Genomic DNA, 13990 nt, shown 5'->3' on the forward strand with positions numbered 1-13990 from the left:
CAATACTATTATTATATGTTTAAATTCAAATACGACTTTAACGCCTGCACGTGGTCTGCCAATGCCTGTATTCCTTGTGGCGTTATACGGCAAACGGTTTGGGGAACTTTGCCCTTGTAGCCTTTCTTCACCTTTATATACTTCGCCTTTTCCAACTTGTCTATCTGCACACTTATGTTGCCCGATGTAGCCTTCGTGGCGTTCTTTATGTAAGTGAAGTCGGCACTGTCGGCACTCATCAGTATCGACATAATTGCCAAACGCAATTCGTTGTTCAGCAAAGGGTCGAGGGGGAGGAAATCGTTATCTGCCATTGCTGAACTTTAAATATAAACCCGGAATCAATAGTGTGAACACGGCTGTAACAGCTACGCACAGTAATTCGTTCACACCCTGATTGACAAGCGAGAAGTAAGAACATGCTGCACATGCCACCGCACCGATGACAGAGATAAACAAACGATTAATCACCAGCCCAGTAACGGCAACCGACAAGCCCATAAACAGAATGATGGTTGGCGTCATCGGTATGATTTGCCTTACGGAGATGCCGCCAAAGGTTATCGCACATATATTGATAGCCCACAAAACAAACACCGATATTCCGAATACACCCCACATGTAGCCAATGGTACGGCTGACGATGGTGTCGGGAACAGACCAAGAACGGTTGAAATAGTACTGGTATATGCCACCTATCAGCGTCATCAATATCCAAAGCAAATGCCAACTGCCGCCGCCTTCGCCCTTTGGTGTGTTCGTTATGAGCAACCAAATGATGAGAGAAGTAGATAATACCAATCCGCCCCAAACAAGCAACGGCTGTGCCGAAGCCTTGGCAACGTCTCTCCTACTCTGCTCTATCGTTCTCTCAATGAGTTTCAGACTCTCTGCTGCTGTTAATTCTTTTTCTTTCATAATCATAGTTTTATATTGTTGTTTTTATTGAAATCGTTCAAGCGTTCCGCCTCGCCATTGTCGTCGCGCTTCAGCTTTCTGCCACCTTTTCCTTTGCCGAAGTTGTAAGTAAGCGTAAGTTGAATGTTCCTACTGTTGCTTCCTTGCATCGTATCGTAGAAGTTGGAATAGCGGCTGTGCGCTTCAATGAATCCATATTGCTTGTTGAATACATTCTTCACTGCCAACGACAAATTTACTCTTGGCTTGAAAGCTTTCGACAACAGTAGGTCTACACGCTGATAAGACCTAATCATAGAGTTGCCCGAATGCAAGCGCGAAGTGGCGTTTAACGATACTTCCACATTGAAATTGTGCGGCAGTCGGAAAGTTGCCTTCGTGTTGTTCATATATAGGAAATGTCCTTTTATGCTTTCGCCCTTCGTTATCTGAATGGTTTGATAGCACAGAAGCGTATTGAAGTTTATGTTGAACCAATAGCAAGGCTGGAAAGGCAAGCTAAGATAAGCGTACCAATGGTTTTCCTGATGGTGGTTGATGTAAGTAACGTAACTGCCCATAGGGTTGTCTGGTGTTTCAAAAGAAAACTCTCTAATCAGGTCGCTGTGCATATCAACCCCCAACGTCAGCGAATACACATTGTTGTAAACGAGCGTCGAACGAAGGCTGTTTACGTATTCAGGGCGCAAGGCAACATTGCCTATCGCATAGGTAAACAACGATGTCTGCGTTTTCGTAGGGTTCTGCTGACTGAACAATGGGCGGGCTATCTTTCGAGAATACGATGCGATAACTTTCCATTTGCCGTACTCGTCTATATCATAGCCTATCGAAACGTAAGGGAACAAGTCGCTGTAATTTCGCTTTATGTTCGTCGGAAACTCTTTGGTGGCTACATATTCATATCGCAGTCCCACTTCGTAATTCAGTTTCTTGTAAGCAGCTGCAAACTGTGCATAGCCTGCAAATATGCGTTCTTTCTGCTCAAAAGCGGCATTGCTGTTGTCGTTCTGGTCTGATGAAACACCACCATACAGCGTATTGTTGTCTGCCGATATGGCATTGTGTTTCACTCCAAACAATAGATTGCTGTTCTTTGTAAACTGTTTGAACACGGATAAATCTATTGCCAATACCTTATATATAGATGCCGTGTTGCTCGAATCGCACGTGTTTTCAAACAGATTTACATTATCACCACGCAACCGTCTGACATCATACGAACTTGATAACTTTACTTTTGAGCCTTCATTATCTACCTTGTATGATACATCTGCTTGGAGAGAATGCAAATGATTTCGTAGCTTTTGCGTGTAAGTGCTCAATACATCGTGCATACTTATCTCTGGTGTCTGCATAGATGTGCGGTCGTTGGTTGTTCTTTTCAAACGGTTCAGCGTGAACGCATACTCTGTTCCGATATTCCAACGAGTGCTTAAATCGGCAAATCCGCCTACTCTCCAATAATAGTCTCTCGCTGGAATACGATTGTTACTCATAGAATTATAATCGTATGAAGGCAGGTTGAAAACTCGCTTTATACGCCCTTCGCCATTATTCTTGGCAGTAATGGGGTTGGAAAACGAAGCATACAGGTTTACTTTGTTCCATCTTGAAAACACCGAAACGGATGCAGTGTTGCGGAAGAATGTGTTGGCAACGTTCAAACGGTTTTCTATCGAGCCATTCACTCCGTTATCTTTCTGCTTCCGAAGAACAATATTAATCACTCCGCCCTGCACGTTGGCATCTTGCGAAGCATCAGCAACCGTCTGGACTTCCACCTTGCTGATATCCGAAGAACGCAGACTTTGCAAGTAGCTTATCAATGCTGCACCTTCCATTCGTATTTCGTGCCCATTGAGAAGAACCTTCACTTTCCCTCTGCCATCTATGCTAATACCGCTCTCGGTTACTGCCACATGAGGAACAGATGCCAACACTTCGTCCATTGTCTTGTTTTCGTCTTCACGCATTTGCACGATTATTTTGTTGCCTTTATTCATTGTTCTGCTTGCAACAACAGTAACTTCCTGCAACAAATGCTGCTTCGATACATTAACAGTATCAGCGAACGAGACGAACACAGAGAGCATAATATTCAAAAATAGCATAGCCGTTTCATTCTTTTATTAAATGTTTTCAAACATCTTTCTTTCAAGACACCCTTCCAATGGTTTTATTGAAGATAGGTAACTTTTGCAGTAAGCACGCCTTTCTTCAAATCTTTTTCAGTGAAAATCTGCTGTATAAATCCTTCCGTTGGGCGGCCGTATTCGTCCCTATCCAACTGTTTGTTCCCGTTTGCGTCAATAAAGGCACTTACTTTAAACTTACTCCACTCGGGCATTTCAAGTGTTATTTCCATCTTGTGCCCACTCACTGCTTGCATCAACATTACAGGCTTAGCAGCATTATCGGTCGCATCTAAAGTTTCTACCATTATTAAAAGCGTCCCTTCTGTTTCTCTAATCCCGTTAATGGATAACGTTACGGTTTTACCGCTACACAATGCGCATACGGCAAAAGTAATGATAGATAATAGTAATCGTTTCATAATTGGTTTCCTTTAATTTATTAATTACGCTGCAAATATAATGTAGTTTATAATATAAACCAAATATAACGACTGATTACAAGATAGTTATAACTTTATTTAACATACAAAAACAATAAGAGGACACACCGTTTAAACGATGTATCCTCTTGTTATTTATGTTGTTTCTGGCTACTTCTGAAGATTAGTAGTCAAGCTTTTACTTTACCAAATACTATATATTAAACAAGGTATTGGTTTGATATACTTTCGTTGTTCACAACACGACGGATTGTTTCTGCAAACATATCGGCAACCGAAATCTGCTTAACCTTTGAACATCTGTCGGTGTATGGAATAGAATCGGTAAATACAATCTCTTCTATTGCAGATGCTTCTACTCGTTCGTTGGCTGGTCCGCTCATCACACAGTGCGATGCGCAAGCACGTACACTCTTCGCTCCCGCTTCCTTCATAATATCAGCAGCCTTCGTCATAGTGCCTGCAGTGTCTACCATATCGTCTACAATAACAACGTTCTTGTCCTTTACATCACCGATAATCTGCATTGTTGCAACCTCATTGGCACGTGCACGTGTTTTGTTGCAAAGCACTAATGGACAGCCAAGATACTTTGCGTATGTGTTTGCACGCTTAGAACCACCAACATCAGGACTGGCTATTACCATATCTTTCAAGCGCAGGCTCTGCAAATATGGAAGTAACACACCGCTTGCATAGAGGTGATCCACAGGTACATCGAAGAATCCTTGAATCTGGTCTGCGTGTAAATCCATTGTAATAAGACGGTCAATACCGGCTACACTGAGCAAGTCGGCAACTAATTTTGCACCGATACTCACACGTGGTTTGTCTTTTCTATCCTGACGCGCCCAACCAAAATAAGGAATAACAGCAATAATGTTGCGGGCAGATGCACGCTTTGCAGCATCAATCATCAAGAGCAGCTCCATTAGATTGTCAGAGTTAGGGAATGTACTTTGTACAAGATATACGTCTTTTCCACGAATACTCTGTTCGTAAGAAACCACAAACTCTCCATCAGAGAAGCGTGTCATTAACGAATTGCCTAAAGGACAACCCAAACTTGCACAAATTTTTTCTGCCAAGTATCTCGTCTTTGTTCCCGAGAATACTAAAAAAGAGTTTTCTTCACTCATTTCTATTAGTTGTTAAATATAGGTGTTATATTGATTATTCTATTGCTTGTTGAAGTTTCTGAAAGTACTTTATGATACCTTTAAAATCGATGTCGGCATGCAAATCGAACTGATTCCAAAACTCTCTGCCTACAACGACTCCTCCAAATCCATATTGCTTTATGTCAGGAACCCGTTCCAGGGTTATTCCTCCCATAGCATAAACACGTTTCCCAAGCAGTCCCTGGTCTTTCAGTTCGTTCAGTTCCAAATCGGAAAACGTATGCTCTTCAACTGTTACATTGCAATCATCACCGTACATATTACCTAAAAACACATAGTCTGAGTTCTTCTTCATCTCTTTCAACCACATAGAGTTCCGGCATGTTCTTCCAATTTGTCCTTTATAACCGATAGGTGGTACGGCATTCTCCGTATCGAGATGAATACCTGCCAACTGTTTTTCTGCTTTAAGATAATAATGTTGATGGATTGTGATATATTTATGATAGATTTTCGGAATAAGCGACAGCAAACGTTCTAAATAGAGGGCAGATTTCTCATTCTTCGAGATATGGAGATTGTCAAGTCCTTCCTCGAAGAGTGCAGTCAATATTTTATCTTCTTCCACAAAGTATGTGGATTTAGTCATAACGACCAGTTTCATACCCAGCAATTTGATGCAAAGGTAAATATTATTTCCGAGTTTTACAAACTTTTCTGTATATTTGCAAAATGAAAATAAACACAACTACATTCGAGGAACTGCATCGCCCCGTCTATATATTAGAGGAAGCGAAGCTGCGCAACAACCTGTCGCTTATATCGTCCATAGCAAAAGAGGCTGATATTGAAATTATCTTGGCTTTCAAAGCCTATGCCCTTTGGAAGACATTCCCTATTTTCCGCGAATATATTAATGCCACAACAGCATCGTCGCTCTACGAAACCAAGTTGGGCTACAACGAGTTTGGCGCACCTACACATACCTTCTCGCCTGCTTATACCGATTATGAAATAGACGAAATTGCACAATGCTCATCGCATTTGGTGTTCAATTCGCTCTCCCAGTTCAATCGTTTCCACCTGCAATCAAAGCAAGCCAACAGCAACATAAGTATCGGATTGCGCGTCAATCCAGAATATTCTGAAGTAGAAACATTACTTTATAACCCCTGCGCAGCAGGCACTCGCTTTGGTGTTTCAGCCGACAAACTACCCCAACAGCTACCTGCCGACATTGAAGGCTTCCACATTCACTGCCACTGCGAAAGCGGCAGCGATGTCTTCGAACGTACACTGCAACATATTGAGGACAAGTTTTCGCAATGGTTCAAGCAGATTAAATGGATAAATTTCGGTGGCGGACACCTTATGACACGCAAGGGTTACGACATAAAACGATTAGTCAGCATACTGCAAAAGTTCAAAACGAAGTATCCACATCTTAAAGTAATATTAGAACCAGGTAGTGCATTTGCTTGGCAAACAGGTTCTCTCGTATCGCAAGTTGTAGATATAGTAGAAGACAAGGGCATAAGCACAGCCATATTAAACGTCAGTTTTACTTGCCATATGCCCGACTGTTTGGAAATGCCCTACTACCCCGATGTGCGTACAGCCAAGCACGTTAAGGATAGCGAACAGCACGCAAAGAACGTTTATCGTCTGGGAGGAAACAGCTGTTTGAGTGGCGATTGGATGGGATATTGGCGGTTTGACCATGAGCTACAAGTGGGCGAAAATATTATTTTCGAGGATATGCTGCACTACACAACCGTTAAAACCAATATGTTCAACGGTATCACCCACCCCGACATTGCCTTGTTGAAACAAAATGGAGAACTGGAAACGCTGCGCAACTTTACTTACAGCGACTATAAGCAACGTATGGATTAAGGCGAAGTAAATGCTATTTTCTCATAAAAATATCTGCCAAAATACTGAAATCAAATGCTATGGCATATATTTTGCATAATCAGAAAATAATCAGAAATTAAAAACATAAAGCAGGAGACTAAAAATGGCATTCATAGACTATTATAAAATATTAGGTGTAAAGAAAGACATACCACAGAAAGATGTCCGCGCAGCTTATCGCAAACGCGCAAAACAGTTTCACCCCGACCTTCACCCTAACGACCCGAAAGCAAAGGCGAAGTTCCAGGCACTGTCAGAAGCCTACGAAGTAATCGGCGACCCAGATAAACGCGCCAAATACGATAAATATGGTGAACAATGGCGCAATGCTGACGCTTTTGAACAATCAGGAGGCGGAGAACAAGGTTATAGTAATTATAATACAGCTTTCGACGGATTCGATTTTAGCGGAATGGGCGGCGGATTCAGTAGTTTCTTCCAGGATTTGTTCGGAGGGGGAGCAGGAAGTAGCTTCAATAGACGGACAAGTTACCGAAAACCAGCTCCAAGAGACAGAGAAGTTGAACTCGGTATAGATTTATATACAGCTTTATTAGGGGGCGAAGTTGTTGTTATGTTGCCCGAGGGACGGAAAATCAAACTGAAAGTAAAACCTTATACTCAAGATGGCACTAAGGTTAGAATAAAGGGCAAAGACGGTTCGGTTGACACAATATTGACTTATAGGGTTAAACTACCGACTTCTCTAACCGAGAACCAGAAAGAACATTTACGTCAGATGCGTGATAATGCTTAAGATTTGTACTAAACCTTATCAAATAAAAGCACATCTCAAAACCTATTGTTTTGCGTTCCCAAAACGGTTGTTTTGCACGGCGAAAGCATAGGTTTTGCGATGTGAAACAGGCACTTTTTGTGTGTAAAAGTGTAATTGTCTCTTTTTAAGAGGATTAGCTTTACAAAACAAAATATATCTTCCAAGGCTGGCTTGCAACTCTCAAGAGAAGTTTTAAAGATACTGCAAGATGCCACTTATCTTGCTTACGGTAACAAGATGTTTGTGTTCGTACTCGTCGGCATGCTCATGTTGCCACAATATTTTAGACGGTATATGGATAGCATAACCGCCTAACTCCAAGACAGGTGCTATATCGGAACGGAACGAATTGCCCACCATGACAAGTTCACTGACGGAACAATCGAAACGTCTGCAGAGCATTTCATATTCCTTCTGCGTTTTGTCAGACACCACAACGATGGCATCGAAGAAGGCTTCCAAGCCCGAACGCTTCAGCTTGTTCTCTTGATCCAACAGCTCTCCCTTGGTAAAAACCACCATCTTATAATCTTTTCGTGCGCTGCTCAAGGTGCTAAGTACAGTTCGTACACCTTCTAAAGGAGTGGCAGGCATATTCAACAAGCCTTTTCCGAAGTCTAAAATCCGGGCTATCTTGTCGGTTGGAAGGTTGCCATTGCTCATCGAAACCGCATTCTCGATAAGCGAAAGCACGAAAGCCTTGCTGCCATAACCCAGCAAAGGCATATTAACGGTTTCGGTTTTGAACAGCTCGGAAGAAACTTCTGCGGGCGTTCCGTAATCGCTCAATATATTTTGGTATTCCTTTTCCGCAGCATCGAAATGCGACTGACAGTCCCACAAGGTATCGTCAGCATCAAAAGCAAGCAGTTTTATCTTATCTTTTCCAATCATTCCGCAAATTTAATAAATAAAAAACGAAAAACATTCTACATTTATTATTTACTCGAGGGGTTGTTTGAAAAAATATAGTATCTTTGTATCTCTAAAAGAATTAATCTCTCCTAACATAGATGACACTTCAACAATTAGAATACGTTATGGCTGTTTACCGATGCAAACATTTTGCAAAGGCTGCCGACTACTGCAACGTTACCCAGCCTACGCTGAGTTCGATGATACAGAAATTAGAAGAAGAACTGGGCGTAAAGATATTCGACCGAAGCAAGCAACCCATCAAACCGACTACCGAAGGAATGCTCATCATAGAGCGGGCATGGAGCATTCTCGTGCGGGCAAAGCAGCTGAAAGAGGTTGTAGAGGAAGAGCGACATTCGCTTTCAGGGACTTTTCACATAGCCGTACTGCCCACCATAGCCCCCTACCTTATCCCGCGCTTCCTTCCGCAGTTCATGAACGAATACCCCGCGCTGGATATTCGCATCACGGAAATGAAGACAGAAGACATACACAGGGCACTGAAACACGGCGATATAGACGCCGGAATCGTTGCACAGGTAGAAGGACAGGAAGATTTCGACAGCCAGCAACTCTATTTTGAGAAGTTCTTCGTCTATGTATCGAAAGGCGATGCCTTGTTCAACAACAAGGCAATCCGCACATCCGATTTAACGGGCGAATACCTTTGGCTGCTCGACGAGGGGCATTGCTTCCGCGAACAACTCGTAAAATTCTGCCACTTAAAGTCGGCTGCGAAAAGCAAAAAGGCTTACAACCTTGGCAGTATCGAAACTTTCATGCGCATCGTAGAGAGCGGAAAGGGCGTAACATTCATTCCGGAGCTTGCGCTCGAACAGCTTACCGAAGTGCAAGAAGAATTAGTGCGTCCCTTCGCCCACCCCATTCCCACACGCGACATCATTTTACTCACACAGAAAAACTTCCTTCGTACCTCGCTGCGACAACTCGTCATAGACAAGATTCGTGCCTCTGTTCCAGCAGGTATGCTACGAATGAACAAGACACAGCAGGCACTATAAAGTCTATCAAGACCTTCCATTGGGACGCGTTTAATCACCTAAAAGCTCTTAGATTGTTCAGTGCAGATAGCAATATGAACAATAGCAGGCAAACAAGAACTGCACTCGTGTTATTTAGTGTGAAATGTTTGCCACTCTCATTTCTTTTTTATAATTTTGAAGTCGAAAACGTAATAAGACGTCAGAAATCACCCCTACAAGTGTGGAAGGGCAGTCTTGAAAGAAGGATAACATTCGGTTTGCCATCTGAGAAAACAAATCGGTTACCCTTGCGGCAAGCAAAAAGGAAAAAGAGATAAAGAACATTTTTTAATAATACATTTACAAAAGTAAAATTATGAAGATTGAAAAAGTACACGCTCGTGAGATTATCGACTCACGTGGCAATCCTACCGTTGAAGTTGAAGTAACACTCGAAAATGGTGTAATGGGTCGTGCAAGCGTACCATCAGGTGCATCTACAGGTGAGAACGAGGCACTCGAACTTCGCGATGGCGACAAGAAACGTTTTGGCGGTAAGGGTGTTTTGAAGGCAGTAGAGAACGTAAACGATATTATTGCGCCCGAATTGAAAGGTTTCCGCGTAACCGACCAACGCGCAATCGACTATATGATGTTGGCACTCGATGGTACTCCTACCAAGAGTAAGCTTGGCGCTAACGCTATTCTCGGCGTTTCTTTGGCAGTAGCACAGACAGCAGCCAAGGCTCTGGATATGCCTTTGTACCGCTATATCGGTGGTGTCAATGCCTATACATTGCCTGTTCCAATGATGAACATCATCAATGGCGGTGCACACTCTGATGCTCCTATCGCATTCCAGGAGTTTATGATACGCCCTGTCGGTGCTGACAACATTCGTGAAGCATTGCGAATGGGTGCCGAAATCTTCCATACATTGCAGAAGAACCTTAAGAAACGTGGTCTTTCAACAGCCGTTGGCGACGAAGGTGGCTTCGCTCCCAAGTTCGAAGGTATCAAAGATGCACTCGATTCAATTATGCAAGCTATCAAAGATGCAGGCTACGAACCTGGCAAAGACGTCAAGATAGCCATGGACTGCGCCGCTTCTGAATTCGCAACATTAGAGAATGGCAAGTGGTTCTACGACTACAGCAAGCTCAAGAACGGTATGCCAAAAGATCCTAACGGCAAGAAACTCACAGCCGACGAGCAGATTGCATACTTGGAAGAACTCATTACAGAATACCCTATCGACTCTATTGAGGACGGTCTCGACGAAAACGACTGGGAAAACTGGGTTAAACTTACCGCTAAGATTGGTGATCGCTGCCAGTTAGTAGGCGACGACTTGTTCGTTACCAACGTCAAGTTCCTCGAAAAGGGTATCAAGATGGGTGCAGCAAACTCAATCCTTATCAAGGTTAATCAGATTGGTTCTCTGACTGAAACACTCGAAGCTATAGAGATGGCGCACCGTGCTGGCTACACAACAGTTACTTCTCACCGTTCTGGTGAAACAGAAGACACCACCATTGCAGACATTGCTGTGGCAACAAATTCTGGTCAGATTAAGACTGGTTCAATGTCTCGTACAGACCGTATGGCTAAATACAACCAGCTTATCCGTATCGAAGAAGAGCTCGGTTGTACTGCAAAATACGGTTACAAGAAGATTAAATAATATCTTTTTAATACGCAACAACAAAGGGATAGACGAACGGTCTATCCCTTTGTTCGTTATATACCGGAGTAGAAAAGAACAAGATATTATATTGTTTACACTAAAAAAGAATATAGAAAACATTGTTTTAAAATATAAAACATTGATAATTAGATAATTAAAGTACTGTATAGATATTTTCAATTGCCCGATAGAGATTATCTGTTGGACACTATTTTATATGTGTCTACCTTTGCATCGTAAAACAAAACAACAGACAAAGAGATTGAAAGTTTAAATTAATAACAACAACTATCGATGTGCCGACGGTGCCAGACCGAAAGCCATTGAAAACAAAACAACAGAAAAATGGAAACAATTATCAATGCTACAGCTCCTGAATTTAAGGTTCAGGCATTCCAAAACGGTGAGTTCAAAACAGTATCAAATGAGGATATTAAAGGCAAGTGGGCTATTTTCTTCTTCTATCCGGCTGACTTTACATTTGTATGTCCTACCGAACTTGTAGACCTCGCAGACAAATACGAAGAATTGAAGGGTATGGGTGTTGAGGTATTTTCAGTAAGCTGCGATACTCATTTCGTACACAAGGCGTGGGCAGATGCTTCTGACAGCATCAAGAAGATTAAGTACACAATGCTCGCCGACCCTCTCGCAGTATTGGCAAAAGGCTTCGGTGTCTACAAAGAAGACGAAGGCGTGGCTTATCGCGGTACATTCCTCGTAAATCCCGAAGGCAAGATTAAGTTGGCTGAAATACAAGACAACTCTATCGGTCGTAATGCTGACGAGCTTGTTCGCAAGGTTAAGGCTGCACAGTTCGTAGCTTCTCACCCAGGCGAAGTTTGCCCTGCAAAGTGGAAAGAAGGTGCCGAGACTTTGAAACCAAGCATCGACCTTGTAGGCAAAATCTAAGCAAACGGCTGACAGAAAAGATTTTTCACTATACAAAACATTATGGATAGTCTCTCACTCTCCTATCAGCCTTTCCTCAAAAGGATAAAAAGGCAGGATAGGAAAGTAGGAGACTTTTTCTTTAAACTGCCGACAAGACTAAGAAGATTGCATTCTATAACAAACGATACAGACTAATTTAAAAAGCAGAAATATGTTAGATAAAAATATATCAGACCAGGTAAGAGGCATATTTGCATCGCTTAAATCGCAGATAACCTTTGCGGCGACAAGCAGAAAAGACGACGAGAAGAAAGCCGGACTACTGGAATTTCTCAACGATATAGCCTCAACATCAGAAAAATTGTCGGTTAGCTTCACTGAAAAAGAGAACACGCAGCTCAGTTTCAAACTACTGAAAGATGGTAACGAAACGGGTATTACATTCCGTGGAATACCAAACGGACACGAATTCACATCGCTCCTTCTGGCTGTTCTCAACACCGACGGACAGGGCAAGAACTTCCCCGACGAAGCAATACAGCGCAGAATAAAATCGCTGAAAGGCAAAATCGTACTGAAGACATACGTTTCGCTTACGTGTACCAACTGCCCTGACGTTGTACAGGCACTCAACCTCATGTCGCTCATCAACCCCAACATCAGACACGAAATGGTAGACGGCGGTATCTACCAGCAGGAAATAAGCGACCTAAACATACAAGGAGTACCCGCTGTGTACTGCAACAACGAGTCGTTGCACATCGGACGGGGCGACCTTGGCATACTTTTGCAAGAGTTGGAAGACATGGTGGGCAGCGAAACTCTTGAAAACGGAGAGGCAACAGAGCACGAATACGATGTAATTGTCGTGGGTGGCGGTCCTGCCGGTGCATCGGCAGCAATCTATTCTGCACGCAAAGGTTTGAAGGTGGGCTTGGTTGCAGAACGAATTGGCGGACAAGTAAACGACACAACAGCCATTCAGAACCTTATTTCTGTGCCTAATACAAACGGAACACAACTTGCTGCCGACTTAAAAGCGCACCTTTCTGACTACTCAATCGAGCTTTTCGAGCACCGGAAAATTGCAAGCGTAAGTTTGAAAGAGAAGATAAAAAGCATCAAGGTGAAAGGTGGAGAAGTGTTCAAAGCCCCTGCCGTAATCATCGCAACGGGTGCAAACTGGCGCAGACTGAATGTCGGAGACGAAGCTAAATACATCGGACACGGCATACACTTCTGCCAACATTGCGACGGACCTTTCTATAAAGGCAAGAACGTTGCCGTGATTGGTGGTGGAAACTCTGGCTTGGAAGCTGCCATCGACCTTGCGGGCATCTGCAATAAAGTAACGGTTTTTGAGTTTGGCGATACTCTTCGTGCCGATACCGTATTGCAGGAAAAAGCTAAGCAGATAGAAAATATGAGCATTTTCACCAATGCACAAACAACCAACGTGAAGGGCGACGGTACGAAACTGACAGCACTGACCGTTAAAAACCGCCTGACAGAGGAAGAGAAAGACTACGAATTTGATGGCGTTTTCGTGCAAATTGGTCTTGCACCCAACAGCGATGCTTTCAAGGAAGAACTGGAACTGACACCACGCAATGAGATTAAAGTAGACGAATTCTGCCGTACTGCCCTTCCGGGAGTCTATGCAGCAGGCGACGTTTCTAATGTTCCATACAAACAAATCGTTGTTGCTATGGGCGAAGGTGCCAAAGCAGCCTTGTCGGCATTCGACGACCGTCTGCGTGGTATTATCTGACAGAGACTTAAAACAAAGGCGGACAAGAATATATAAAAGGGAGGGAACAGTGTATCAAGCACATTGTTCCCTCTCTCTATTATAGTGATAGCCAATATATATCTGAGCGTTTGATTTGCTTTCTGCCACTCAAGGCAACTGTTGAAAGCCTCTTCTCTTTTGTAAAGACAACTTCATTAAAAAGCGATAGCTGCACTTTGACATTGCAAAACCCATTGTTTTGCGTTCTAAAAGGGTGGCTTTTACCGTGTAAAGCAGCCTGTTTTGGAACGCCAAGCCATAAGATTTCTAATATATTGAAGTATAGATAGTTATACAATAGTTGTGCTTATGAAAAATACTTACACATCTATTTCTTTCTTCCCACCTATATAATAATGCGAGTTTGGTGTAAGAATTTGAGCTCAAAGAAACATCACTTCTTT

The 13990-nt window shown here is 42.8% G+C and carries 13 protein-coding genes; 6 read left to right on the forward strand and 7 right to left on the reverse strand.

All coding sequences use genetic code 11. The annotated features are described in order from the left end of the window. Nucleotides 1-11: 11 nt before the first annotated feature. The 6 genes from RDV52_RS09170 to RDV52_RS09195 form a co-directional block, all read right to left on the reverse strand. Nucleotides 12-314 (reverse strand): winged helix-turn-helix domain-containing protein, encoded by a 303-nt coding sequence (locus tag RDV52_RS09170; RefSeq protein WP_004365912.1) that lies wholly within the window; start codon nt 312-314, stop codon nt 12-14. Beyond that, on the reverse strand, nt 304-924 hold the full coding sequence (locus RDV52_RS09175; protein WP_004365910.1) for a hypothetical protein: 621 nt from the start codon (nt 922-924) through the stop codon (nt 304-306). Before RDV52_RS09175 ends, RDV52_RS09170 begins: the two co-directional genes overlap by 11 nt. Further along, on the reverse strand, nt 921-3032 hold the full coding sequence (locus RDV52_RS09180; RefSeq protein ID WP_004365908.1) for an outer membrane beta-barrel family protein: 2112 nt from the start codon (nt 3030-3032) through the stop codon (nt 921-923). The genes RDV52_RS09175 and RDV52_RS09180 overlap by 4 nt, the downstream gene beginning before the upstream one ends. 65 nt (nt 3033-3097) lie before the next feature. After that, nucleotides 3098-3475, reverse strand: coding sequence for a DUF2141 domain-containing protein (locus tag RDV52_RS09185; RefSeq protein WP_004365906.1), 378 nt, complete (start codon nt 3473-3475; stop codon nt 3098-3100). 221 nt (nt 3476-3696) lie between these two features. Beyond that, a complete protein-coding gene (locus tag RDV52_RS09190) occupies nt 3697-4635 on the reverse strand; it encodes a ribose-phosphate pyrophosphokinase (protein WP_004364728.1) in 939 nt (312 codons plus the stop codon). Nucleotides 4636-4669: 34 nt separating this feature from the next. Then, a complete protein-coding gene (locus RDV52_RS09195) occupies nt 4670-5281 on the reverse strand; it encodes a thiamine phosphate synthase (protein ID WP_004364726.1) in 612 nt (203 codons plus the stop codon). A gap of 68 nt (nt 5282-5349) precedes the next feature. On the opposite strand from RDV52_RS09195, the gene nspC reads away from it, so the two are divergent. Beyond that, nucleotides 5350-6513, forward strand: coding sequence for a carboxynorspermidine decarboxylase (gene nspC, locus RDV52_RS09200; RefSeq protein ID WP_004365903.1), 1164 nt, complete (start codon nt 5350-5352; stop codon nt 6511-6513). Between the two features lie 124 nt (nt 6514-6637). Further along, nucleotides 6638-7291 carry a DnaJ domain-containing protein gene (locus RDV52_RS09205; protein ID WP_004364723.1) on the forward strand — a complete coding sequence of 218 codons (654 nt, stop codon included), beginning with the start codon at nt 6638-6640 and terminating at the stop codon, nt 7289-7291. Nucleotides 7292-7504: 213 nt separating this feature from the next. On the opposite strand, the gene RDV52_RS09210 is transcribed toward RDV52_RS09205, so the two are convergent. After that, complete coding sequence (locus tag RDV52_RS09210) at nt 7505-8206, reverse strand: HAD family hydrolase (RefSeq protein ID WP_004365901.1); 702 nt, start codon at nt 8204-8206, stop codon at nt 7505-7507. A 119-nt stretch (nt 8207-8325) separates the two neighbouring features. Between RDV52_RS09210 and RDV52_RS09215 the strand changes: the two genes are divergently transcribed. The 4 genes from RDV52_RS09215 to ahpF all read left to right on the forward strand — a co-directional run bounded on the left by RDV52_RS09215 (nt 8326) and on the right by ahpF (nt 13565). Next, a complete protein-coding gene (locus RDV52_RS09215) occupies nt 8326-9252 on the forward strand; it encodes a hydrogen peroxide-inducible genes activator (protein WP_004365900.1) in 927 nt (308 codons plus the stop codon). A gap of 337 nt (nt 9253-9589) precedes the next feature. Continuing rightward, nucleotides 9590-10897 carry a phosphopyruvate hydratase gene (eno, locus tag RDV52_RS09220; protein ID WP_004365898.1) on the forward strand — a complete coding sequence of 436 codons (1308 nt, stop codon included), beginning with the start codon at nt 9590-9592 and terminating at the stop codon, nt 10895-10897. A gap of 348 nt (nt 10898-11245) precedes the next feature. Continuing rightward, on the forward strand, nt 11246-11812 hold the full coding sequence (gene ahpC / locus RDV52_RS09225) for an alkyl hydroperoxide reductase subunit C (RefSeq protein WP_004365897.1): 567 nt from the start codon (nt 11246-11248) through the stop codon (nt 11810-11812). Between the two features lie 193 nt (nt 11813-12005). Next, on the forward strand, nt 12006-13565 hold the full coding sequence (gene ahpF / locus RDV52_RS09230) for an alkyl hydroperoxide reductase subunit F (protein ID WP_004365896.1): 1560 nt from the start codon (nt 12006-12008) through the stop codon (nt 13563-13565). Nucleotides 13566-13990: the final 425 nt, after the last annotated feature.

This window comes from Prevotella nigrescens (assembly GCF_031191185.1).
GTDB lineage: Bacteria > Bacteroidota > Bacteroidia > Bacteroidales > Bacteroidaceae > Prevotella > Prevotella nigrescens.